Genomic DNA, 25,600 nt, shown 5'->3' on the forward strand with positions numbered 1-25,600 from the left:
CTGTAAAATTCAAGAGATGAAATATATTAAATGTCTGATCCTTGCAGTTGTGCTATTTGGCGCAGTGTCTTGTTCAGTAGATCGTGTTCCGGAAACGCAGTTAAGTGATGCTACTTTTTGGTTGAGCGAAAACGATCTGAATTCGGCAGCGAATTATCTGTATACTTTTCTTCCATCCATTCCTTTGTATGAAGACAATATGTCTATAGATGGTTTTGCGGTTGAGCCTAACTCGATCAGTAATGGAACGAGAACGGTACCTAATTGGGATGATTATTATACTAACTCTTACAAATTGATCAGGGCTGCCTGCAATATTATTGCCAAAGCGCCCAAGGCAGTATCGGCGGGTATTGATCCCGGGATTGTTAACAAATATGTAGCTGAAGCGAAGTTTTTCAGGGCCTGGGCATATTACAATCTTGTTAAAAGATATGGGGATGTTATCCTGGTTACGACACCCCTTGCCAGTGACGCCAAAGAGTTAACAGCTGCCAGAACAAACCGTGAAATAGTATATGATACTATCTACGCAGACCTTGATTTTGCTGCGACCAATCTACAATTGCCTACTGTTATGGGGGCTGCTAACTATGGGAGGATTTCGCGTACGGCAGTATGGGCAGTTGAATCGAGGGCGGCGCTCTTTGCAGGAACATGGAATAAGTTTCACAACATGGGTGAATGGCGTAAACACCTGGAACGATCAAAGAATGCAGCTGAAAAAATTATGCAATCTGGTGAGCATTCACTTTATACCGGTGGTTATTTTAATCTGTATCAATACCAGGCGGAAGGAATGAACAATAAGGAGAATGTTATGGTAAGGCGTTATGGTTCAAACGATGCTGATATCATCAGCTACCACAATGTACCTATGGCAATGGTTTCCGGTGGTGTTATAAATCCAACCAAATACCTTGTTGATGCTTATTTGATGAAAGATGGATTACCCATTGATAAATCACCACTTTATAAAACACCGGATTCAATCATCCAGGTTTTTGATAACAGGGATAAGAGATTGAGTGAAACAGTGATGAAAAGAGGTGATAACTTTAGCCTTACTGCCAAGTTTGTTGTTTCTACCCATTCTACAGGATATACCTACAGGAAATTTGTAATTCAGGAGGATATGGGTAAATCCAGATCTTATATAGATTATACGATCATTCGCTATGCAGAAGTGTTGCTGAATTATGCTGAGGCTAAATATGAATTGGACGGAGGTATTTCAGATGCAGATCTGAACCGTACAATCAACCTGTTGCGCGATCGTGGTGAAGTGGCTCACCTTACAAATGCATTTGCCACTGCAAATGCACTGAACCTGCGGGAAGAGATCAGAAGAGAGCGCAGAGTGGAATTATCTATGGAAGGCTTTCGTTACTGGGATCTTTTACGCTGGAAAACGGCTGAGGTTGAACTTCCAAGACCTGTATTGGGTGCTTATTTCTTTAAAGAGGAATACCTGGCTTTAGGATACGCATGGAACCCGAATGTGAATGCGGGAAACTTTATCATGCCTGAATCCGGGGATATGCGAACTTTCATTCCGCAAAGAGACTACCTATGGCCATTGCCACTTACGGAATTAAGTATGAATCCCAATCTTGTACAAAATCCTAACTGGAACTAGTAAAATTATAAGAGATGAAGAAATTAGGTTTTCTATTATCAGCATCAGTAATCCTTGTCACAGCATGCATCACAAGCTGTAAAAAGTCTGCTGATATTAACAGCAGTATCCAGCCTAAAGTGGATAGTGTTAATAATATTACCCTCATCACATACACCAATGTTAAACTGGGAGGGAGTGATAGTGTTTTGCTTAGCCGGGGCCGGGGCTTGGCGGCTGCAGTATCTTATGCATACAGGTATCTGGTGGGTGGATCATCCAGTATTGATCTCATATTTGATCAGGGTAAATTTTGGAATACAGATCCCATTGCTGGTAATGCGTTTACAGGAGGTAAGTTTTTGCTTACCAATCTTACAGCGGCAGAGTTTGATGCAGTCAAATCAAAAACCGCATTGGAAGCATATGGGTTCAAGGCTACTGAGGATGCGGTTCCGCTAACAGCAGGTAAAGTGATATTCGTTCGTACAAAAGAGGGATATAATTGCCTGGTTAAGATCATAACGCTCTTTCCGCCATCAGGTAGTGTCACCTTTGATTATAAGATGGCAGTGCTGTAAGAAACTTTAAAAAACATTTTCATTTTAATTTATTCATTATGAATAGGAAAGTATTTACGCTGGCTATCGTTACCGTATTTGCCTGGTTTGCACTCCCGGGATGTAAAAAGGATAAAGTGGAAGACCTGATCCTACTGGACTCATATGATGAAGTATGGCTTGGTGGATGGGATGGTGCTAATGGTAGTGGCCTTGATACGGATAATGGACAGGTGTACGGATATGGCTCTTTAAAGGGAGCGAGTCGTTTTGTGGATATATTCTTCGATCGTTCTGCCTTTTTTAGTTACGATGCAGATGGAAGTGAATTGCCGGATGTAGGAACAAGGTTTGCACCTACAAGTTTTACGACTGCACAATTTGATGCCATGGTGAATGATAAGGACTTCAGGTTCCTGGAGCCAAAGGCGGTAACTGATTCCATCAGGTTTGCGTTGAATGATGTTGTGTTATTTAAAACCCGATTGGGAAAGAAGGGGCTCATCAAGATTATTTCGATGACCAGTCCAACCGGTGATTTAAAATGTGCGCTCAAAACGCAGGAGCGTTAGAAAGAACCAGGAAAAATAATTTATAATGAGAGCAATTACCCAGAGTTTGACATTATTGTTGCTTGTTTTCTTTAAACCTATCATGAATAAAGGATTTTCCCAGAATCATGTAAAGTTCGAAGATTGCGGCGTATGGCTGGTGTCTGATACATTAACTATAGGCAATTCAAAGATTGAAAGAAGATTTCTCTGGAATAATGGCAATCTGATCTCCCTTGACATTACAAACCGGCAAACAGGGAAGAAAACGGTGTTGGAGAACAGTAATACTGATTTTTCTTTGCCAGGTAAGATGCATACTAAAGAAGGGGCAGGTGTGCTGGAAACAAAGATCAGAAGGGAAGAAGATTTCAGTCAGCGCAGGTTAGATGTGATAGTTCTTACAAAGGTAAATGCTCTTGAAGTTAAAAGGGTATTCCGGATCTATCCGGGAATACCTGCTATTGCATGTGATTATTATTTCAAAGGTGAAATGGACAGTTCTGTTCAGCTTCGGATATCCAGCCCCGGAGACCTGGTGAATGTTGAGAATATTTCAGAAGTGAATAAGGAGCAGCTTCCAGTAATGCGTCTTGACAGACTGGGTTTATCCGGTAACCATTGGAAAGTAAGGGCAGTACAATTTTTTGATATAACAGATCGGCATACAACTACTGTAAAATTCACGGACCAGATGGCCTATATTTTTGGGAACCAGCTGGTCGGCAATCTTTTATTGATAAACAATGGAATAGGTAAGGAAGGGCTCTTCTGGTTAAAGGAGGCCCCCTCACCTTCCGTTCAGCACGCTTATCCGGGGTTTGATTTTTCCGTAAAAACCGGCTCCTTTCAATTGACTGGTGCCGGTATTGAAAGAAAAGATATCAGTCCGTTCCGATGGGTAAGAGGGTATGGCTTTGTAATTGGTGTGAGTGATGGTTCCGAAAATGGTCAGGTGATTGCGTTACGGGAGTATCAGCAGTGTATCAGGAAATATATTCCCGCCAGAGATGATATGGTGATGATGAACACATGGGGAGAAAGAGGAGAAGGTGAAAATTTAAATGAGGCTTTTGCATTGAATGAGATCCGCACTGCTTCAAAGCTGGGCGTGAATGTATTTCAGCTCGATGCCGGCTGGTACCAGGGAGGGACAAAAAATATGGATTCTTTCTGGCTTCCTCATAAAGAGAAATTCCCCAATGGGTTGGCTCCATTGATAGCCGATGGTCGTAAAAGCAATGTAGAGATCAGCCTTTGGTATGAGCCGGATCCGGAAAATGATTATGCTCACTGGGAAAGAGATGCCGGAATTCTTACCCGGATATATAATAAATATGGCATTAAGATCTTTAAGATAGATGGTGTGCAGATCATCTCAAAAGAAGGGGAGGTCAATTTCCGGAAGTTTCTCGATTCTGTTCTAAACGCCACTGATAATAAAGTGTTCTTTAATATTGATATCACCGCGGGAAGGAGGAATGGGTATCATTATTTTAATGAATACGGTAATTTGTTTCTTGAAAACAGGTATACAGACTGGGGCAATTATTACCCCTATCAGACGTTGCGGAATACCTGGAACCTTTCGAAGTATTTCCCCTTGCAGAAACTATTGGTGGAATTCCTGAATACAGATAGGAACAGGGATCAGTATCCTCCTGGCGACATTTTTGCGCCTGCGAACATCCCATTTGAGTATACTTTTGCCATTACGATGATGGCCCAACCGCTTGCCTGGCTGGAAGCACACCGCCTATCATCTGAACAGCTAAATATAGCTCCTGTAGTAACCACATACAGGAAGTATCAGCATGACATTCACAGTGGTAGTATTTTTCCAATAGGGCAGGAGCCTGATGGGCAATCCTGGACAGGATTTCAGTCCATTCAGCAGGGAAGAGGTTATATTATTGTGTATAGGGAAAATAATAATAGTAGTGCTGCTTTTCTCAAAACTTTTTTTGCAATGGGTACAAAAGTAAGTTTCCGCCCGCTGATTGGTAAAGGGAAGCCGTTTGTTGCAGTGGCAGGAGATGATGGGCGGATAAGGTTCTCCCTTCCGTCGCTGAATAGCTATGCTTTATATGAGTACAAAATTCAGTGATGAGATAATAGGAGCAGGTGATTATTTTTAGATCATTAAAAATGAAAATATGCGTAGCAAAAATTGGAGCAGGCGGTCTTTTATCCAACAAAGTGCAATATTGGGAGCTGGATTAGGCATGTTGCCTTTGGTTTCATGGAAAACACCTGAAAGTAGCGATTTTGTGCAATTTATATCCCCGATCGATGGTGATATGTTGCACGCAGGAGATGGTGTTGTGGTTAATGTGAAAGTTGCGCCAGTTGCAGCAGAAAAAGTGAATTTATCCATTAATAATATACCCGCTAAAGAGGAAAACGGTGTTTATTCCGCCGATATCACACTGAAGGACTTTGAGAATAAGATCAGGGTGAAGGATACACTTACCGGTCGGAAAAGCACTATTACTGTTTTCTATCTGCGTAAACTTAATCATCAATACAGGTTGTCTATTGATGATGCTATTTGGTTCCTGAAGGATATTCATCTCAATGCAGCTGTTTATTCATCTATTTTTGAGAACTCCTTTATGGGCTTGTTGCGCAGCCTGCATGAAACATACGGGACAAAGGTGCATATCAATCTGTTTTATGAAACGGATAACTTTAATCTGTCTCAAATGACAGATAAGTTCAAAAAGGAATGGAAAGATAATTCGGATTGGATAAGGTTGAGTGTACATGCAAAAGCTGAATTTCCGGATGATCCTTATATGCATGCAGATTACGGAGAGATGTATCGTGACTGTCATGCGATCAGGACCCAGATAGCGCGTTTTGCAGGAAAGGAAGTAATGGACAATACCACCACGCTTCACTGGGGGCAGGTACCTGTTGAGGTTTGTAGAGCTTTGAGAGATGAAGGATATAAGATACAGGTATGTGATTTCAATGTAGATAATAATTTGCCGCCCTGTTCTTATTACCTGGATGTTCCTCACAGGCGGCATATCAATAAAAGATTCATCTGGAGGGATAACCGGGAAAAGATAATTTTTGTGAAAAGCAGTATTATCATTGATACAGTAAAGTTGCCGTTGATAAAAGAGTTTCTGGATAGTTACGGTGAGAATAATATTACACCACCGTATGTGGACCTCCTTGTGCACGAACAGTATTTTTATCCATTCTATAAAAACTATCAAATAGATTATCGGGAGAAATTAACGGCCGCTATTGAATGGGCACAACAACATAATTACACCCCATGTTTCATCAGTGAATGTATTATTTAGAAAGTAAAATGGACATGAAAGATCAACAGGAGAAGTTCGTTATTGAAAACGAAGGGAAGGTAGATTCACCTGCATTATTAGTGTATCCTGAGTATATCAGCAGAAATATTTCAGCAATTATAGAACTTATAGGAGATGTAAATAGGATTCGGCCGCATGTGAAGACAGATAAGATGTCTGAGATTGTCCAATTAATGAGGAATGCAGGCATTAATAAATACAAATGCGCAACTATTGCCGAAGCAGAAATGCTAGGGATGATGGGGGTTAAAGATGTATTGCTGGCCTATCAGCCAACTATCATGAAAGCGCAAAGGTTTTTTGCATTGATAAAGGAATATCCCGGGACGAAATTTTCATGTATAGTGGATAATATAAGGACGGCATTAATGCTTTCCTCGCTGACAGGAAAAAAGAAACTAACTGTTTATATAGACTTGAATGTAGGTATGAACAGAACTGGTGTTCTGGTATCAGCAGCTTTTGAGTTATATATGGAGATCGATAAACTTCAGGGTATTGAGATTGAAGGATTGCATGTATATGATGGGCATGTAGATGATGAAGATCAAAAAATAAGAGCAAAGCGTGCGAAGGCGATCTTCGCAGAAGTGATGACATTGAAAGGGGATATTGAATGGAAAGAAAAGGAAACTTTGCAACTGGTGATTGGTGGTTCTCCCACTTTTTCAGTGTATAGTGAAATAGCAAGGAAGAAAGATGATAAGACCATACAGGTTAGCCCTGGTACATTTACTTTATGGGATGCAGGGTATGCCAGATTGTTGCCGGAATTACCATTTCAATATGCGGCGATATTGCTTTGCAGGGTGGTTTCCATTATCAATAGTAGCCTGATGTGTATAGATCTGGGATATAAAGCTGTTTCAGCTGAGAACCCTCTAAATATGCGGGTTGCATTTCCATGGATGCCAGAGATGGTGGCAGTTTCTCAGAGTGAGGAACATCTGGTGGTTTCTGTTCCTGATACAAATGAATTTGAAATAGGGGACACTTTATATGGTGTGCCCTGGCATATTTGCCCAACACTTGCACTCTATGAAAGTGTGTATGTGGTGAACGCTGCAAAAGTGGTTGCTACCTGGAAGGTGGTGGCCAGAGACAGAATGATCAATTATTAAACTGGGTATGGAATCTAAACGTAAATTAATTGTAGATGCGCATCTGGACCTTGGCATGAATGCCGTGGAATGGAATCGTGACCTCCGTTTGCCTGTGCAGGAGATCCGTAAACGTGAAAGTGGAATGGTTGATAAGCTGGACAGGGGGAGAAATACGGTATCTCTTCCCGCTTTGCGGGAGGGCAATGTAGGGTTGGTGGTAGCCACTCAATTGGCGAGGTATGTTGCTTCGGGGCGCCCGGATGATGGAGATCCTTATTGGAATTCTCCTGAAATATGCTGGAGTATCACACAGGCGCAACGCAGTTATTATAAGGTGATGGAAGATCTGGGAGAAATGGTACAGATCACCGGGAAGAATGATTTGCTGGAACATGTGGAATGCTGGTTGAAAGAAGATGCTGCGGATGATAACAGTAAGCCGGTGGGGTATATCCTTAGCTTGGAAGGGGCAGATTCTTTAGTGAACATCGGTTTCCTTGAAAAGGCATACGCCTATGGCCTTCGCGCAATAGGTGTTTCTCATTACGGCCAGGGGAGGTACGCTGGTGGAAGTGGAACAGAATCAGGGTTTACAGCCAAAGGCCGTGAATTACTCCGTGAAATGGATAATCTGGATATGATCCTTGACGTAACGCATTTGACAGACCTGGGTTTCAAAGAGGCTATTACATTATATAAAGGCCCTATTTGGGCCAGCCATCACAATTGCAGGACTGTTATCAGTGGTCAGCGGCAATTGTCTGACGATCAGTTACGGATATTAATAGACAGAGAGGCTGTAATTGGAGGAGCGCTGGATAACTGGATGCTGGCAGAGAGCTGGATTCGTGGTGTAGATGATCCGTTTATGCGTAATGTTGGACTGGAGAGATTGATAGATCATTATGATCATATCTGTCAGTTGGCAGGGAATAGTTTGCATTGTGCCATAGGTAGTGATCTGGATGGTATGTATGGAACGGAGCAAAGTCCGTACGACCTTGATACCATTGCTGATATGCAAAAGTTAAGCGGTTTGTTACAGCGGCGTGGATATGGTGAGGATGACATAGATAATATATTTTATGGTAATTGGATACGTTTTATGGAAGCAAGTCTACCTTGAGTTATAAATATTATCTACAAAAAACGTTTAAAATTGTATACAAAATAAGAAAATTTTGTTTACTTTTGTTTCCAGAGGTAATGTACGAGTATATAGATGTAACATTCCCTGTTAGTTCAACCAATAATTCTGTATACAATCTTCAAAATAAAGTTTCATGAGCTTCGTGGAAGTAAAAAGTACTATAAAAACAGCAGATACAGGAGCATATTCTGCCGGCATTTTAGTAAATGGCTGGCTTTATATCAGTGGTCAAGGGCCGCTTGATCTGAAAAGTGGTGCGGTTATAAGTGGCTCAATTGAAGAGGAGACAATTTTAACACTGTCACATATACGTGAAATTGTGAAAGCTGCGGGTGGAACAATGGAGAATATTGTAAAATGTACAGTTCATCTCAGTGATATAAACGATTTTGCCCGTTTTGATAAAACATATGCCGCTATTTTTGGGGCAATGAAACCTGCCAGGACAACGGTGCAATCCGTTTTGTCAGACGGAATAAAGATTGAGATCGATGCTGTAGCATTTATTGGTTAAATAAATATTTCCAATGGAAGAAAAGATAGAGATAGGTACAATAGGGTTGGGGTTGATGGGCAGCAGTATTGCTACATGCATCCTTGCAGCAGGGCATAAGGTCACTTCCGTTGTGAAAAGCCTTGATGAGATGGCTCCGGCAAAAGAGCGGGTATTGGGCTATCTGAAAGAAATGCAGGAGGAGGGATTATTATCTTCTGACCCTGCTGAATTAGTTAATGACCTAACTATCACGGACGCCCTGAAAGATTTATCCACTATGCCGGTGATCATTGAGTCTGTGTATGAAGATCCGATTACCAAGAAACAGATTTATGCTGAACTGGAAAGATATGTGCAACCGGATGCTATCATTGGTAGCAACACTTCTGCGATACCTGTTTCCATATTGCAGGCAGATTTGAAACATCCTGAACGATTGTTAGGTGTACATTGGGCAGAACCTGCTCATATTACACGTTTCATGGAGATTATCTGCGGCGATAAAACTAAACTGGCAAATGCAGAGAAAGTTAAAGTACTGGCCGAAAGCTGGGGTAAAGAACCTTCGGTTCTACGGAAAGATATCCGGGGTTTCATTACGAACAGGATTATGTATGCTATGATCAGAGAAGCATTTCACCTAGTAGAGAAGGGATATGCTACTTATGAAGATGTGGACCGCTCTCTTCGCAATGACCTTGGTGCCTGGATCACTTTTGCAGGGCCTTTCCGGTTTATGGACCTGACAGGGATACAGGCGTATGCTACTGTCATGGAAGAGTTATTTCCAGAACTGGACAATTCTGCGGGGGTGCCTGTATCTATGAAGCAATTAGTAACTGCCGGAGCGCAGGGAGTGAGGAATGCACAAGGTTTTTATCCTTACTCCAAAGCATCTGCGGAAGAGTGGGAGAAATGTTTTTCCCGCTTCAGTTTCGATATCCGTAAGCTCGCTGAGAAATATCCAGGGGATATTGGAGATCAGATTGATAACGCAGATAACGCTACAAAAGAATAATGAAAAAGATCATTATATCATGGGGACTGCTACTGCTATGCAATTTGATGTGGTCTCTACAGTTTACTTGTATAAAACTGGTTCAGGATCAGGTTGGGCCCTACTTTACGGTATGGGCGCCTATGACAATGGCCGTATTGTTACTGTTGCCTTTTATACTGCGTGAGCGTAACGAGCAGAAAAGATCAGTATCAGATCTACTTGTTTTTGCGAGGCTTGGTTTGTTGGGAGCTTTCCCGGCGCAGGTGCTGATGACCTGGGGGACGCAATATTCTACAGCCACAAATGCTGCTGTATTAACACTCAGTCTGCCGGTGATCTCCACACTTTTTGCTTTTCTAGTGTTGAAAGAGAAAATGAACCCGGTGAGATGGATCAGTTTTACAGTGGCTATTATTGGTGTGGTGCTATGCACATTTGGAGATATAAGACAGGCTAGTTTTACTGCTGGTTATACCTGGGGTAACCTGCTTATTTTCCTGGCTATTGTGGGGAATGCCTATTACAATACCGGTTGTAAAGCAATTGCAGCCCGCTATTCCGAAATTGAAATGGTATTCTATACCTATGTTGCCATGATCATTTTCCTGACGCCGTTAGTTCTATATTATGAACCTGATGTATTTGGAAGGATAGGGAGATTCACTACACAAACCTGGACGGGATTAGTGCTGCTAACACTGTTTCATAATTTCCTTTCCATGGTACTCTTTTTCAAAGCGCTCAAAACACTGGATGCCATGCAGGTGGCCCTTTCCAATTATATGATCACCTTTATGGGATTACCTATTGCAGCCATCTGGCTGGGGGAAGCACTTAGCGGTTATGCTATTGCCGGGGGCCTGCTGGTACTGGCGGGTACATTAATCATTACTATAGTGGATTATCGAATGAATCATCATACAGCCATCATAAAAAATTAAACAAGAAAAATGAAAAATTTTAGATCCTTGAAGGGAGTAGTACCCATTATACCAACCCCTTTTACAAAGGAAGAGGAGATAGATGAAGAAAGTTTACGGAATCTGGTAGATTTTGCGGTGAGTGCGGGTGTTGAAGCTGCATGTTTGCCTGCTTATGCCAGCGAATTCTATAAATTAACAGATGAAGAAAAGCTGCGGGTAGTAAAGATTGCTGTAGACCAGGCGGCAGGAAGGATTGAGATCATTGGCCAATCCAATCACGCATCGCTGAAATTGGCGATTAATTTAGCGCAGGCGAATGTAGCAGCTGGCGCGGATGTTATTTCATTGGCTGTGCCGCGTATTTTCAACTTACCGGAATCTTCTATAGAGGAATACCTGGGTGAGTTTATGCAGTCTATTCCCAATACGCCTGTTCTGTTGCAGGATTTTAACCCTGGTGGCCAGTCTATCAGTGTTGAAATGATCTGCAACCTGATGAATAAACATACCAACTTCAAATATCTTAAACTGGAAGAGCCTCTCTGTGCTCCAAAGTTCAAAGAGATTATGGATGCTACAAAAGGAAATATCGGGCTGTTTGAAGGCTGGGGCGGTTTGTATATGCTGGAACTGATACCTACTGGTATTACAGGAGTAATGCCCGGATTAGGTGTGTCTGATATACTTCAGAAGGTTTTCTGTCTGAGAAAGGCTGGGGATAATGATAAAGCTATGCGGCTTTTTGAAAAAGTAATGCCCCAGATATTCTTTTCTCTACAGAATATGGAGTTATTTCACTATGCGGAAAAAGAATTACTGATGGCACGCGGTATCCTTAATAACAGTTATGTACGCAAGGCATCTTATACACCGGATCCTGCTACAGCAAGTTACATCAGGGAACTGAATCAGAATATCCTGGAATTAGTAGGGGAAGGAGTAATGCAATAATTTTTTTGCCTTCAGATAATTACGAATAATGAAAAGAATTTTCACCATCCTGGTTGTTTGCATATTTGTTCTTTGTTGGTGTGCGGTGCAGGCAAATGATAATAAAAATGCCGACAAGTTCCGCTTATTACCGGCGCCACAAAAAGTGGAATGGAATAAAGGAGCTGGCTTAAAGCGGAATGAATTAAAGGCGATATTTTTAAAGGGAAACCTGAAGTTGCCGGTACTGGCTTACCCATTGGATAATCTGCCACTGGCAGACGGTCCTGGGAAAGGCATACTTACATTGGAAATTTCTAACAGTGGGGCTTTACCTGCTTCTAAAGAATCTTATATTCTTCAGATACGGAACGGCGGAGTGACTGTTTCGGGAAAAGATGCGGCAGGTGTATTTTATGGATGCCAGACCTTGCTGCAAATGATGGAAGATGCAACAGACCAGCGTATAGACATACCTGCATGCACAATCACTGATTTTCCGGATATCCCCTACCGGGCAGTGCACCTGGATCTGAAATACCATCTGGAAAAGATGGAATACTATTACAGGATGATGGACCGGTTGGCAGGCATCAAGGTAAATGCGGTGATCATTGAGTTTGAAGATAAGCTCAGATACAGGAAAGCGGAAAAAGTAGGATCGGGAAATGCAGTATCTATAGATGAGTTTGCCGCATTGAGCCGTTATGCAAAAGAAAGGCATATTGAGATCAGTCCGCTGGTACAGGGCCTTGGGCATGTATCATTTATTCTTAAACATGATATTTATACACATTTGCGGGACGACCGGAAAATAGACTGGGTGATTGATCCGCTCAATCCAGAAACATATGATCTGCATTTTAAAATGTATGATGATGCCATGGCAGCAACACCTGGTAGTAAATATTTGCATATAGGGGGAGATGAAGTGTATAATCTTGGGGCTTCAGAATTAAGCAAACGTTCCGGCATGAAGCCCTTTGAATTGCAGATGTATTGGCTGAATAAAGTGTGCAAATATGTAACAGACCATGGCCGCACGCCTATTTTCTGGGATGATATGGTGTTTTCACTGTCCAATCTGTATGGCACGATGCGTAATGACAGAATGTTGGATTCTGCATATGTAGAAAAAGAATGGGCAGAGAAACAACATTTGCTGGATGAGAATGTGGCGCTATTCCCTAAGAATTGTATTTACATGCGTTGGAATTATAATTTCCCAAAAATACAGGGAAACACCAAAGCAATAGATTGGTTTATGGCCAATGGTATGCAGGTATGGGGTGCTCCGGCTGCGCAGGATATGGCGGCTATGCTACCCAGGCAGAATTCTATTTATCAGCCAACAAAAGAATTCTGTGAAATTGCTGTAGAGAAAAAACTGCCTGGCATGTTGTTGACCGCATGGGATGATTCCTCTCCGCATATAGAAACTTTCTGGCGTGGCTTTTATGACTATGCCGGTTTATCCTGGAATTATCAGGATATGGATGCGACGGCGGCTCATAAGATATTTCGTCATCGTTTCTATGCGCCGGAATTGGCAGCACTACAATTCGAGTTTCAGGACTCCCTGGAAAGGGCGCTTGATTTCTGGGACGTGGCATTGATCAATCAGGGGCATAGAAGGCATTATCCCTATAAAATGGATCTGATTTCATTGCCTCACAGTGATAGTACAGGCGTGTGGAGTGAAAAATATGCAGCTAAAGTGGAGCGCGCGAAGCTGGAACTGAAACGATATGACAATATCAGATCTGTCATCGAAGAAAATAAGAAAAGGATTCGAAGGAACAGGTATTCATTGGAGCTATTAACAGTAATGAACGAGTTACAGATCTATTCATCCCGATTATTGGTGTTGTTACATACCTATGATCTGGCAACTGAAAAAGACAAGGTGAAGAAAGAAATCAGCGGGCTGGTAAATTCTTTCTCTGCATACAGAAAGCAATATGAGGATGTGTTCTCTAAAGAAAGGTTCCTTTCAAATCCTCCCGGATATATATTGGATCAGAACAACGATCCTATGTTGGGAAATGGAACGAACAACAGCGATTGGATGCATGTTTTTGAGCTTGCTATTAATGATAAATTATTAAAATGGTTGAATGAAAAGTAGGATTGTTGAAGCACTATTTTGTTGGTTAGGTGTTTTGCTGATAATGCCCATTCAGGCATTTTCATCCTTGCCTGGGGATTCTCCGGGCAAGGATGCGGCAATTTTCCGCAAACAATTCAGATTGTTTCCGTTCCCTCAAAAAGTAGCATTCACCGGAGGAGCCGGGCTTGCATGTGATGGTTTGGAAAGAGTGTTCCTGAAAGGCATAGTGCAGCTGCCTGTGTTGCGAGCCCCCTTGTCAACGCTGCCGATGGCTGAAGGGTCGGGGAAAGGAGTGCTTACGTTGCAAATAAATGATGACCCGCTATTACCTCCTTCGGAGGAGGGGTATATACTGAAAATTACTGCCGGGCAGGTTTTAATAATAGCGAAAAGCGAGGTTGGTATCTTTTACGGTTGTCAGACATTACTGCAGATGCTGGAAGATGCCAGTGATCAGTCGCTGGTCATTCCAGCATGTGTAATAACGGATTTTCCGGAAATCGCCTACAGAGCTGTGCATCTGGATCTGAAGTACCATCTGGATAACCTTGATTATTACTACCGAATGATGGACCGGTTGGCGGCCATTAAAATAAATGCAGTTATCCTTGAATTTGAAGATAAGTTAAGATATCGTTCAGCAAAGGTAATCGGTGCCGAAAATTCCATTTCAATAGATGAGTTTGCAGCACTCAGCAGGTATGCCAGGGACAGGCACATTGAAATCAGCCCGCTGGTACAGGGCTTAGGCCATGCGGCTTTCATTTTGAAGCATGATGAATATGCAGGTTTGAGGGATGATCCGCGGAAGGACTGGGTGTTTGATCCAATGGCTACAGGTACTTATGCATTACAGTTCAAACTGTATGACGACGCAATCGCTGCAACGCCAAATGGAAAATACCTGCATGTAGGGGGAGATGAAGTGTATAACCTTGGACAATCGGCAGCCAGCAGGAATTCGGGGATGAGTACTTTTCAATTGCAAATGTACTGGTTGAACAAGGTTTGTGCTTATGCACGGGAACATAACAGGATCCCTGTTTTTTGGGATGACATGATCTTTTCCCTTTCAGGCATCTATATGTCCATGCACGATACCCATACCCCAGCTGATTCCATCAATTTAATATGGGAGAAGAATGCACCAAAGATAGCAGAGTACCTACACCTTTTTCCTAAAGATTGTATTTACATGCGTTGGCATTATACATACCCCCGGTTGCAGGGTAACCAGAACGCCGTGACCTGGCTTAAATCCCATCATTTGAAAGTAATGGGTGCCAGCGCGGTACAGGAAATGTCTCCCATGATACCGCGTAATCAGTCACTTTTTAACCCCATAAAGGACTTTAGCTGGGTGGCGGTGAAACATGGGCTGGAAGGTATGCTGGCGACAGCCTGGGATGATTCATCTCCCCATTTTGAAACATTCTGGCGGGGGATCTATGATTATGCTTTGCTCAGTTGGAAGTATAGTGATATACAGGCGAAAGAAGCGCATGCTATATTCCGGCATCGTTTTTACGGACCTGCGTTGAGCAATGAGCGATATGAGTTTCAGGATTCCCTGGAACTTGCCTTCAATTTCTGGGATACGGCATTTGTAAAAAATAGCGGAAGGATTACCGTACCTAAAAAAATTGACCTTATTGAGCTACCTGGATCAGAGTTGTCTGCAGATGCCTGGCGGACCGTTTATAAGGATAGGGTTGATCTTGCCCGAAGGGAAATAAAAAGATATGAAGGAACACGTGTTGTTATTGAAAATAGCATAAGATCTGCAAGGCGGAATCAATATGCGTTGCGCCTTTTTCACAGGATGAATGAATTACAGATTTATAATGCAAAATTACTTGGCCTGCTGGATGATTATGCTTCGGAAGATACATCGGAAGGGATGAAAAAAGTGGCATTGAAGATCAGAGCGCTGGAGTGTAGCTTTGCCGATCTTAGAAGGGAATATGAAATGGTGTTTTCAGAAACAAGATTTCTTGAAAGGCCACCTGAGTACATCATGGATGATAACTACGATACAATGATTGCGAATGCCACGCAAACAAGTTCAGACTGGATGTATCTTTTTGAATTGAAAATGAATATGAAGATTCAGACATGGCTCAAAACCATGCGAAACATTTAGCCATACACATAAAACAGTCTTATTACAATGGATAAATTAAAGTCAGGTACATTGCTGCTCATTTTCTCCGCCGGTCTGCTTTTTGCCGGATGTAAGCAAAACCGTTATGACGAGGGGAAATCCGTGGAAAATGAAATGCAGCATTTTGTTTTACAGGATGGATTTGATATTGAGAATGTTGCTGCTGAACCACAGGTGGTTATGCCTGTTTCGATGGCCATTGATGAAGATGGTAATACATATGTGGTAGAAATGGGGGACTATCCTTTTGTGGCGGATGCTGCAGCCGGAAAAGGCAATATTAAGATGCTGCTGGATGTGAATGGAGATGGGAATTTTGATTCCACCTTCGTATTTGCACAGGGGATTCCAGATGCAACCTCAGTGCTTCCCTATAAAAGAGGCCTTCTTGTTACGGCAGCCCCCAATATTCTATTCATGAAAGATACCGATGGTGATCATACGGCGGATATTATTGACACACTGTTCACTGGGTTCTTTACAGGGAATTCAGAAGCGCAGATCACTAATCTCACCTACGGGGTGGATAACTGGATTTATGCCAATAACCATGGTCAGGCAGGACAAGTGAAGTTTTTGAAAAGACCGGACCTGGCAGTATTACCAATGGGGGGCCATGATTTCAGATTCAGGTTAGATACAGAGCAATTTGAAGCAGAGTCAGGAACCGGACAGTATGGTTTGGCCATCAATGACTGGAACCATCGTTTTTATACGCAGAACACACTACATATACAAACAAATCCAATAGCCTGGAGATATCTGCACAGGCATGACCATATGCCATCTTATAATGGTGATTATAATCCATCTGATCATGAGTTAGAAATGTTTCAGTTAACGCCGCCCCCTTACTGGCGGAAGGAACGGAGTGAAAGACGTCAGCACCAGTATGATTCCCTTAAACTAAACCAGGTGGAATGGATCTCAGGGCATTTCACTGGTGCTTCCGGCGCTACGTTTTACGGTGGAGAGAATTTTCCCAAGGAGTATTACGGTTCCATTTTTACAGGAGAAGTAGCCGGGAATCTTGTGCATCGAGACGTTGTTTCCCGTACAGCAGATAAGTCCTTATATACTGCCAGCCGTGGAGCACTTGAAAAAAGCAGGGAATTCCTGGCATCTAAAGATTCCTGGTTTCGCCCCACTTCATTTTATTCCGGCCCGGATGGTAACTTGTATGTGGTTGATATGTACCGCCAGCATATTGAAACGCCGGTTTCTATTCCTGACGATCTGAAAGCTGATATGGATTTTCATGCGGGTAATGATAAAGGCAGAATCTATCTGATTTTTCCTAAAGGGAAAAAGAAAGTAGTGAAACCGAAGATGAATGCTATGAGTTCTGCAGAATTGGTACAGCTGTTGGTACATCCTGGTGCCTGGTGGCGTACCAATGCGCAGCGGCTGTTAATTGACCGGAAAGATCTGTCTGTAATTCCTGCAGTAAGAGAGATATTGGTATCCAATACAGATCCCCGGTTTCGTTTGCGGGCCTTATACACATTGGAAGGGCTTCAGGCACTTACAATGGCGGATGTGAAGCTGGCTATGAATGATGTGGACCCTGGTGTGAGAGAGCATGGGGCTATACTATCTGAAAGATTTCCAGCATTGTTGCCAGACCTGTTGAAGCTGACAGAGGATAGTGTTGCATATGTTGTATTTCAGGCAGCACTGAGCGTTGGAAATGCACCGGCAGATAAAGCAATACAAGCATTAAGCCTTGTGCTCACCAAACACACTACTGATTCAATATTGCATATTGCCGTATTGACTGCCAAGCCCTGCACTTCCTTGAAATTCCTGCAGGCGTTGAAGAATAGCGGTAGCTATTTTGAAACGACAGGCAAGTGCAAATTAGAGTTTGTAAGATCATTTGGCTATGTGAATGGTGCAAGAAATGAAGGTGGAGAAATTGCGGCACTTATAGGGTTCTTGCAGGATCCTGTGATAGCAAAAGATGTTAAATGGGCAGGTGCTATTACTGCGGGATTGTTGGATGGGCTTACTTCTGAGGGAAAAACATTATCAGCAGAAGCCCTGTCCGCATTGAGGAAATATGAAGGTAGCATAGCGGATGCTACTATTAAAAGCACCGTGTCGAACCTATTACAACTGGCAAATCCTACTAACTAATCTAAAATGAACCATCATGAATGAAATGGAAAGAAGGCAGTTCATCAAAAAGGGGATGATCTTTTCAGTTGGCTTTTTAACAGGAGGGGTACTTTTATTGGGATGTGGAAATGGCCAGAAAGAGGGAAGGGAGGAAGTAAAAGAGAAGGAAGGAGGGGAGAATGGTAAAGACCCCTGTGATATGGCAGCGTTGTCTGCTAATGAACTAAAATCCCGTAATGCATTGGGATATGTAGATAAAACGCCCATGAAAGAAAAGCGTTGCGATAACTGTAAACTTTTTATACCTGCAGGAGATAAAAAGGCATGTGCCACCTGTCCTTTATTCAAAGGACCAGTTTTGCCTAAAGGATATTGTACCTACTGGGCCCCGAAAGGTGTTTGATCTTTAACATAAAGTATCTAATGTGAATCAGCATATTTTATTAAAATGCAGCAAATGCCTGTTATTGTGCATGTGCTTTTCGGTGATTGGCATAGCACAAAATATACGTGTAGGTTTTTTTGAAGTAAATGCATCCCCGCCAATTGGCAGTCCAGTTGCTTATGCATCTACACGGTCAGTAACAGACTCCTTAAGCGCACGCGGTATTGTAGTGTTATCGGCGGATAAACCTGTTGTATTGTGTGCGGTAGACTGGATTGGTATTTCCAATGAGGGGCAGGACCAATGGCGCCAGCAACTTGCAGCAGCTGCAGGTACAACCATAGACAGAGTTTCTGTGCACACATTGCATCAGCATGATGCCCCTCGTTGTGATTTTACGATTGAACGGATCATGGAGGAGTACGGATTAGGAGGACGAAGCATTGATAATGCTTTCACCGAAGAAGTGATCCAAAGAACATCCGTGGCTGTAAAAAACGGCATTAAGAACGCATCGCTGGTAACGGCAATCGGGTGGGGGCAGGCTAAAGTGGATAGTGTTGCCTCCAATCGCAGATTGATGGACGCGGAAGGCAACATTACTACACGGTGGAGCAGCACAACGGATGCTGCTATGCGCGCAGCTCCCGAAGGATTGATAGATCCCTGGCTGAAATGCATCAGTTTCTGGAATGGGAATAAACCCATTGCGCTGTTAACTTATTATACAACACATCCGCAAAGTTATTATGGTTCAGGTGATGTTACCTGTGAATTTGTAGGTATCGCCAGGAATGCAATAGAAAGGCAGCTGAGGATCCCTTCCATTCATTTCAACGGCGCAAGTGGCAATATTACAGCGGGAAAATACAATGATGGTTCTAAACCACAGCGTATTGTTCTTGCCCGTCATGTGGAGGAAGGTATGATGAAAGCCTGGCAGAGTACAAAAAAATACCCGCTACGGAATAGTTCCGTTACCTGGAAGAATATGGAAGTGGAATTGCCACTGGGCAAAAATTTGATTGAAACAGACCTGCGCCGGCGTATGGTTGATACCAGCCTCAATATTCATGAGAAATTCAGAGCGGCAGAAAAGCTGGCCTGGTACCAGCGAAGCGTTGCAGGGCATAAGGTTAATATATCTTCTTTGAAACTGGGGAAGATCTGGTTGCTGAACATCCCAGGAGAGGCGTTTGTAGAATACCAGTTGGCTGCACAAAGAATGAGGCCGAAAGATATTATATGTACAGCCGCATATGAAGAATATGGCCCTGGTTATATTGGAACAAGAGCATCTTATTTTCAGCAGGGAGGGTATGAAACCAGTGATATTGTTTCAGGCGTTTCTCCGGACGTGGAATCAGTACTATTAAATGCCATTCGTGCAGTATTAAAATAATGAAAACATGAACCGGAGAAGATTTCTGTCAAACTCGGTCATCCTTACTATTGGGGGTAATATTCATAAAACATTAGGTATGGTAGGGAAGAAGCCTTCATTGATCAGGTTAACCAGCACAGGTTCAAATTTTGAAAGAGAAAAGCTACGGATACCATTTGGATTTAAAGGGGGCTACTTAACAGAGCTATGGCAAACTGCTGTACAGCTGAAAACAGATCGTATGAGCGGAGTAGGGCTAGCCACACAGAGTGTGTTATACGGAGATGCGAATCTCTTTGCCGCCAATTCAGAAGCGGCTGCTAACGCACTAATGTTTGCATTGACTGAAAAAGCGTTACATCTGGCAAAGGGTATCCCTTTTAGTACACCTGTGGACCTATTTGAAAAATTGCTTCCGGTTGTTACACAGGAAGCAGTATCATTAACCGGCAAAAAAGATATCAATCCAAACTTCGTGCTGAATGCATTGGTGAGCCTGGATAATGCCGCCTGGCTGATATATGCTGCTGAGAACAGTTGTGTTGGTTATGAGCAGATGATCCCGGAAATATACAGGCCGGCACTAAGCACGCATAATCGCAAAATTGGTGTGATGTTCCAGGTATCCTATAATATGCCTATACAGGATATTGAGAAAGCCGCGGACGAAGGATATTTTATTATTAAGATAAAAACAGGGCAACCAGGAACGCAGCGGGAAATGATGGAAAAAGATGCCGCCCGTATCAAGTTGATCCACGAAGCCCTCCGGCAGAAAAATACGCTGCATACCCAGCATAACAGGATATTGTATACGCTGGATTGTAATGGCAGATACGAAAAGAAAGCTACTCTTCGCGAACTGATAGAAAAGATCAAGGGGTACGGTCTTTTGGATAGCTTATTGCTGATAGAAGAGCCTTTTCCTGAAACAAACAACGAGTTTGTGGGCGACCTTGGGGTGCGTATTGCCGCAGATGAAAGTGCGAACAATGAAGAGAATACATTGAAACGTATCCAGCAGGGATATAAGGCCATAGTATTGAAGGCGGTAGCCAAAACACTGAGCCTCACGCTAAAGATTGCCAAGGTGGCGCAAGCGCATCAAATACCTTGTTTTTGTTCAGACCTTACGGTAAATCCTATACTGGTAGACTGGCATAAGAACCTGGCAGCAAGACTGCAGCCTTTTCCGGAATTAGGAATTGGAATGATGGAAACTAATGGAAAGGAGAACTATCTGAGATGGGAAGCCATGAAAGGATATCTTCCGGCAAAGGATGCTATATGGGTAGAGGCGAAACAGGGAGTGTTTGAGCTGGATGACAGTTTTTATCAATCTGCCGGAGGAATATTCCGGCCTTCAGATCATTATGCTGAAATGTTCAGTAAAAAATAAAATGCTGTTGCTGCTGCCTATTATTGTTTTTGGTGCCTGTATGCTAGATAGCAGCGCTGAAAAGCAAGTTGTTATCACTAAAGCAGTAATGCCAGCAAAGGAGCAGGAGAAATGCAAGGCCAGTATAATGGCTTGCAATTTTGTGAAGATACATGAGGAGATAACCATTGGCCTGGAAAGCGTATATCAGGTCAAAATTACCGGAAAGGAAACTTATATGGTGAAAGGTGTTATTACCGGAAATGATAAAGCCAGGTACTGGTCTGTAACGCTTCGCTTTAATGGAAGTGACTGGAACAACATTAATAACTGGGCCGAATTAGCGTTCGTCATAAATTATTAAGGCAGGAAGAATGGCTGATTTGTTTAAAAGACATTTTTAGGCTAATTTTGTATACAAATTACTGCTTTATGAAAGAAGGTTCTTTAGCAAATATGGTATACGCTGAATTCAGAAAAATGATCCTGTCTAATCAGTTAACCAGGGGATCAAGACTTGTGGAAAGTTGGTGGGCACAAAAATTAAATGTGAGCAGGGTAGCTGTAAGGGAAGCGCTGATCAGATTATCAGGTGAAAGCCTGGTTGAATTTGGTGAAAAAGGAGGATGTTTCGTAAAATCTATTACTGCTGAAGATGTGGTAGAAATAAAAGAATTGCGGGAAGTATTAGAGCTTGGTGCTTTGAAACTATTATCTGAAAGATATGACAAAGAAGTGATCGCAAAATTGGAAAAGATCTGTGAAGATTTTTCAGTGATGGTAAGTGGCGGATATCTGAGTGGGGCATGTGAAGCAGATGTGAAGTTCCATGAAGCTATTATGGAAGGTTCAAAAAATGCCCGTCTTTTGCATATTTACAAAAGTAGTAATATCCCTTTGTTTCATTTCAAACTAGGTAGTTCCCAGTCTGAAATGAATGATTATGAATTAACGGATGTAGAGCACAGGAAAATAGTGAAAGCTTTGAAAAAGAAAGACTACGAGACTGCAAGGGAAACGCTTATCATACATCTGGATAGGGGAGAGAAAGCCATGCTTGGAATGGTTCCTACAGGGCATAATGCAGTGGCCGGGTAGCGCTCCAGCTATTTCCGGTAATGCGCTATGCTGATCAAAACTCAAGTTTTGCCAATGATATCGCTTTCCCATTCTGCCTTTTACTTTCGTCTGCAGCTTCCATGAAAGCATATAACTCTATTGTTTCTTTAGAACTAACAGGAGGGATGCCCGTTTTGTAGAAATCTATGATCTTATGAAGTAGTGGTTCATATCCATTATACCCTTTAATAGGCACATTCCCTTTTTCACCATATGCCATCCCTCCAAAGGATGAAACACCTGTTCTTGTTCCTCTGAATACACCTGTTCTACCATCTTCCCATACACCTGTAACTATATCCGTGGATGCTGTATGTACTCTTTGTACGGTACTGCACCCTATACCCATTACAGCAAACAGCATTTCTACTCCGTGTACACCGTACCAGAAGATGTCAGGATGGGATGGCTCAATTTCACAGGGGCAAAATGTGTCTGCACCCAGTATTTTTCCAGCCAGGGAGCCATTCCGGAGCATTTCCATATTTTCAACATACCGTAAGGTAGAGGAGGAGAAAAGGGGCACTTTATATTGCTCTGCCATTTCGTAAATGCGAACAACATCCCGGTAGGATGCCGCTACCGGTTTATCAATGAATACGGTTTTGCCTGCTTCAAATACACGTTTTGCCTGTTCCTTGTGTAATCTGCCGTCATTTGTTTCCAGCATTATTACGTCTGTTACTTTTAAGAGTTCATCTAAGGAAGAGGCGATGGTTACGCCATGCTTTTTTACTTGTTTTGTGTAGTCTTCTATTCTGCTGTAGCTGCTTTTTATTTCACGGCTCCCATAAGGATAAGCTGCTGTTACGGTATAACCTTCGTAAGCATCACCAATATCCGGAGCATTTAGTGTTCTTACAAATTCAATGGAATGAGAAGTATCCAGGCCAATTATACCGATTCTTTTCCCTTTCCGCTGTGCGGGGAGTGCTCCATAAGAGGAATGGGGGTATAGGCTAATACCTATTCCCAAAGTTGCCGCCATTTGTAGAAAATCCCGCCGGTTAATATTTGATCTTTTTTCCATAATCTTGTATTATTATTTATTGCCCAGTCGCCTTAATGCAATATAAGCCATCAGGCCACTGCTCATATTGAACACATTGAGTTCATCAACATCAAATGTAGGTGTATGGAGAGATGAATTTATTCCCTTGGCTTTGTTTCCTACCCCGAGTCTATAATAACAACTTTCTGCCAGTTGGGAAAATTCACCGAAATCTTCTCCGGCCATCCAGGTGTTAAGCGTTACTACATTTTCCTTTCCAAGGTATTCAACAGCATATTGAAATACTTTAGCTGTAAGTTCCTCATTATTATGTACGCCGGGAAATCCCTGTATTTTTACATTGCAGGTGCCGCCCATGCTTTCTGAAATACCTTTGGCAATCTTTTCGATATGGGCATGTACTTCTTTTCTCCATGTTTCATCCAGTGTTCTGAGCGTTCCTTCCAGGTAAACTTCTTCAGGGATGATATTAGTAGAGCCAGCTGCGAACATCTTGCCGATGGAGAGAACAGTTGGCATAGCGGGATTAGCTATTCTACTTACAATTTGCTGCAGGGCAATAATAACATGACTGGCTATTACCACTGGATCAACATTTAAATGCGGTTGTGCGCCATGCCCGCCCCTGCCTCTGATCGTAATATACAATTCATCATTTGATGCCATGTATCTTCCTGGTTTCATTCCTACTTTCCCAGCTTCCAGTTCGGGCATGGTATGTTGACCGATAACTGCATCAAGTCCCGGATAGTTTAGGAATCCTTCTTCTACCATGGCTTTAGCTCCGCCAGGGTATTTTTCTTCTGCCGGTTGGAAAATGAGTTTGATCTGTCCTGCAAAATCATCTTTCAAAGCTTGTGCAATACGGGCTACACCCAGTAATGATGCAGTGTGTACATCATGGCCGCAAGCATGCATAATGCCTTTGTGCACTGATCTGTAAGGGGTATCGTTTTCTTCATCGATCGGAAGTGCATCAATGTCTGCCCGCAATGCCACCACCGTTGAGGAGGGCTTGCTTCCGGTAATGGTACCAATAATGCCGGTTCCCGCTGATGCCCGCCACGGAACCTCAAGCAGATCCAACAGCTTTTTAATATAAGCAGCCGTTTCATGCTCATGAAATGAAAGTTCCGGGTGCTGATGCATATGACGCCTGTCTGCAATGATCTCTCCGGAATACAGGCTGCACAACGTTTTAATTTTATCTATCAGCATTATAGATGTGTCTTGTTAATGATGGATACGCCTGCAATACGCGGTCTATTTCTAAAGATTGATCAGGAGAAAGACTTTCATGGGGATTCAGGCACCAGATCCCGTCGAGAAGTTTCTCGCGACGGAGTACTTCATGTATCCCCGAAATGCATCCATGGAACTGATTTGAAGGATCAAAGATGGCCGCATTCATATCTGTAATCATTGTGCCAATGGCTAGTAAATCCGCTATTCCTTCATTATCGTTGGAAATGCATTTTTTTATTCTGTTAAACAGTTCAACAGCTGGTTTCGTCCAGACAGACCAATGGCCAAGTAATCCCCCTATGAACCTTTTTTCCACTGTTTTCCCATTCACTACAAATCTGAAAGGAGTTAAGAGGTCTGCCACCAGATTATCGTCATTACCGGTATATAAGGCTATCTCATTTATCCGGGAGGAGTTGCACACAGCTCTTACCACATCCAGTGTCTGGTAACGGTTGAATGCAGCCACTTTTATCGCTTCCACGTTTGGTATTTCGGCAAAGGCCTTCCAGAATTCGTAACTGAGAATGCGGCCACCAACAGCAGGCTGCAGATAAAAACCAAATACGGGCAGAATATCAGCAATCGTTCGCACATGGTTTATCAACGCTTCTTCCGTCCAGTCGTTTAACCCGCCGAGACTCAACAAGCCAATATCATAACCATATTTAACAGCTAGTTCAGCCTCTTTAACAGCCTGGATGGTGGGGCCACAGATACCGGCAACTTTAACCAGGGTTTTACCACCTGCTGCCTGTTGGATTTCATCAGTTGTTAATTCCAGTACCCTTTCCAGCAGATTAAATTTAGGATCCCTGATTTCAAATTGTGTGGTATGCACGCCAATAGCAATACCACCTGATCCGCTTTCAAGGTAATATCTCGTCAGCGCTCTTTGCCGTTTTTCATCAATTTTTAATTCCCTGGTAAGCGCTAGTGGGTGCGCAGGTATGAAAGTGCCCTGGTGCAGTAAAGTTTTTACTGCGGGATTCATTTTTTTTGTTGCCATA

At 42.6% G+C, this 25,600-nt stretch carries 22 protein-coding genes; 19 read left to right on the plus strand and 3 right to left on the minus strand.

Annotation, left to right across the window (positions count from 1 at the left end):
• The first annotated feature begins 16 nt into the window (after positions 1 to 16).
• The 19 genes from ABR189_RS23115 (at position 17) to ABR189_RS23205 (ending at position 22,312) form a co-directional block, all read left to right on the plus strand.
• Positions 17 to 1,639, plus strand: a complete 1,623-nt coding sequence (locus ABR189_RS23115; protein ID WP_354662861.1) for a RagB/SusD family nutrient uptake outer membrane protein — start codon at positions 17 to 19, stop codon at positions 1,637 to 1,639.
• Positions 1,640 to 1,653: 14 nt separating this feature from the next.
• Positions 1,654 to 2,199, plus strand: coding sequence for a hypothetical protein (locus ABR189_RS23120; RefSeq protein WP_354662862.1), 546 nt, complete (start codon positions 1,654 to 1,656; stop codon positions 2,197 to 2,199).
• A 38-nt stretch (positions 2,200 to 2,237) separates the two neighbouring features.
• A complete protein-coding gene (locus tag ABR189_RS23125) occupies positions 2,238 to 2,750 on the plus strand; it encodes a hypothetical protein (protein WP_354662863.1) in 513 nt (170 codons plus the stop codon).
• Positions 2,751 to 2,775: 25 nt separating this feature from the next.
• Positions 2,776 to 4,836 carry an alpha-galactosidase gene (locus ABR189_RS23130; RefSeq protein WP_354662864.1) on the plus strand — a complete coding sequence of 687 codons (2,061 nt, stop codon included), beginning with the start codon at positions 2,776 to 2,778 and terminating at the stop codon, positions 4,834 to 4,836.
• Between the two features lie 49 nt (positions 4,837 to 4,885).
• Positions 4,886 to 6,049, plus strand: a complete 1,164-nt coding sequence (locus tag ABR189_RS23135; protein ID WP_354662865.1) for a twin-arginine translocation signal domain-containing protein — start codon at positions 4,886 to 4,888, stop codon at positions 6,047 to 6,049.
• Positions 6,050 to 6,063: 14 nt separating this feature from the next.
• Positions 6,064 to 7,191, plus strand: coding sequence for a D-TA family PLP-dependent enzyme (locus tag ABR189_RS23140; protein WP_354662866.1), 1,128 nt, complete (start codon positions 6,064 to 6,066; stop codon positions 7,189 to 7,191).
• A 7-nt stretch (positions 7,192 to 7,198) separates the two neighbouring features.
• Complete coding sequence (locus ABR189_RS23145; protein ID WP_354662867.1) at positions 7,199 to 8,299, plus strand: dipeptidase; 1,101 nt, start codon at positions 7,199 to 7,201, stop codon at positions 8,297 to 8,299.
• A gap of 157 nt (positions 8,300 to 8,456) precedes the next feature.
• Entirely contained in the window at positions 8,457 to 8,837 is a 381-nt protein-coding gene (locus tag ABR189_RS23150) for a RidA family protein (RefSeq protein ID WP_354662868.1), read from the plus strand.
• 13 nt (positions 8,838 to 8,850) lie between these two features.
• The gene (locus ABR189_RS23155; protein WP_354662869.1) at positions 8,851 to 9,837 is read left to right on the plus strand and encodes a 3-hydroxyacyl-CoA dehydrogenase family protein; all 987 of its coding nucleotides are present in this window, start codon (positions 8,851 to 8,853) and stop codon (positions 9,835 to 9,837) included.
• Positions 9,837 to 10,760: a DMT family transporter gene (locus ABR189_RS23160; protein WP_354662870.1), complete on the plus strand. Its 924-nt coding sequence runs from the start codon at positions 9,837 to 9,839 to the stop codon at positions 10,758 to 10,760. The genes ABR189_RS23155 and ABR189_RS23160 overlap by 1 nt, the downstream gene beginning before the upstream one ends.
• Before the next feature lie 9 nt (positions 10,761 to 10,769).
• Entirely contained in the window at positions 10,770 to 11,693 is a 924-nt protein-coding gene (locus ABR189_RS23165) for a dihydrodipicolinate synthase family protein (protein WP_354662871.1), read from the plus strand.
• A 28-nt stretch (positions 11,694 to 11,721) separates the two neighbouring features.
• The gene (locus tag ABR189_RS23170; RefSeq protein ID WP_354662872.1) at positions 11,722 to 13,800 is read left to right on the plus strand and encodes a family 20 glycosylhydrolase; all 2,079 of its coding nucleotides are present in this window, start codon (positions 11,722 to 11,724) and stop codon (positions 13,798 to 13,800) included.
• Positions 13,790 to 15,925 (plus strand): glycoside hydrolase family 20 zincin-like fold domain-containing protein, encoded by a 2,136-nt coding sequence (locus tag ABR189_RS23175; protein WP_354662873.1) that lies wholly within the window; start codon positions 13,790 to 13,792, stop codon positions 15,923 to 15,925. The genes ABR189_RS23170 and ABR189_RS23175 overlap by 11 nt, the downstream gene beginning before the upstream one ends.
• Before the next feature lie 27 nt (positions 15,926 to 15,952).
• Positions 15,953 to 18,085 carry a PVC-type heme-binding CxxCH protein gene (locus tag ABR189_RS23180; RefSeq protein ID WP_354662874.1) on the plus strand — a complete coding sequence of 711 codons (2,133 nt, stop codon included), beginning with the start codon at positions 15,953 to 15,955 and terminating at the stop codon, positions 18,083 to 18,085.
• 16 nt (positions 18,086 to 18,101) lie between these two features.
• The gene (locus ABR189_RS23185) at positions 18,102 to 18,470 is read left to right on the plus strand and encodes a high-potential iron-sulfur protein (RefSeq protein WP_354662875.1); all 369 of its coding nucleotides are present in this window, start codon (positions 18,102 to 18,104) and stop codon (positions 18,468 to 18,470) included.
• 22 nt (positions 18,471 to 18,492) lie between these two features.
• The gene (locus ABR189_RS23190) at positions 18,493 to 19,854 is read left to right on the plus strand and encodes a hypothetical protein (protein ID WP_354662876.1); all 1,362 of its coding nucleotides are present in this window, start codon (positions 18,493 to 18,495) and stop codon (positions 19,852 to 19,854) included.
• Between the two features lie 7 nt (positions 19,855 to 19,861).
• Positions 19,862 to 21,235, plus strand: a complete 1,374-nt coding sequence (locus ABR189_RS23195; protein ID WP_354662877.1) for an enolase C-terminal domain-like protein — start codon at positions 19,862 to 19,864, stop codon at positions 21,233 to 21,235.
• An 88-nt stretch (positions 21,236 to 21,323) separates the two neighbouring features.
• Positions 21,324 to 21,578 (plus strand): hypothetical protein, encoded by a 255-nt coding sequence (locus tag ABR189_RS23200; protein WP_354662878.1) that lies wholly within the window; start codon positions 21,324 to 21,326, stop codon positions 21,576 to 21,578.
• Between the two features lie 68 nt (positions 21,579 to 21,646).
• Positions 21,647 to 22,312 carry a GntR family transcriptional regulator gene (locus ABR189_RS23205; RefSeq protein ID WP_354662879.1) on the plus strand — a complete coding sequence of 222 codons (666 nt, stop codon included), beginning with the start codon at positions 21,647 to 21,649 and terminating at the stop codon, positions 22,310 to 22,312.
• 34 nt (positions 22,313 to 22,346) lie between these two features.
• On the opposite strand, the gene ABR189_RS23210 is transcribed toward ABR189_RS23205, so the two are convergent.
• From ABR189_RS23210 to ABR189_RS23220, 3 genes are read right to left on the minus strand one after another with little or no spacing between them, the layout of a single operon-like run.
• Positions 22,347 to 23,363: a Gfo/Idh/MocA family protein gene (locus ABR189_RS23210; protein ID WP_354662880.1), complete on the minus strand. Its 1,017-nt coding sequence runs from the start codon at positions 23,361 to 23,363 to the stop codon at positions 22,347 to 22,349.
• A 12-nt stretch (positions 23,364 to 23,375) separates the two neighbouring features.
• Positions 23,376 to 24,563, minus strand: a complete 1,188-nt coding sequence (locus tag ABR189_RS23215; RefSeq protein ID WP_354662881.1) for a M20 metallopeptidase family protein — start codon at positions 24,561 to 24,563, stop codon at positions 23,376 to 23,378.
• Positions 24,550 to 25,599 carry a dihydrodipicolinate synthase family protein gene (locus ABR189_RS23220; RefSeq protein ID WP_354662882.1) on the minus strand — a complete coding sequence of 350 codons (1,050 nt, stop codon included), beginning with the start codon at positions 25,597 to 25,599 and terminating at the stop codon, positions 24,550 to 24,552. Before ABR189_RS23220 ends, ABR189_RS23215 begins: the two co-directional genes overlap by 14 nt.
• Position 25,600 lies beyond the last annotated feature (1 nt).

The sequence above is a fragment of the Chitinophaga sp. H8 genome, assembly GCF_040567655.1.
In the GTDB taxonomy this organism is placed as follows: Bacteria; Bacteroidota; Bacteroidia; order Chitinophagales; family Chitinophagaceae; genus Chitinophaga; species Chitinophaga defluvii.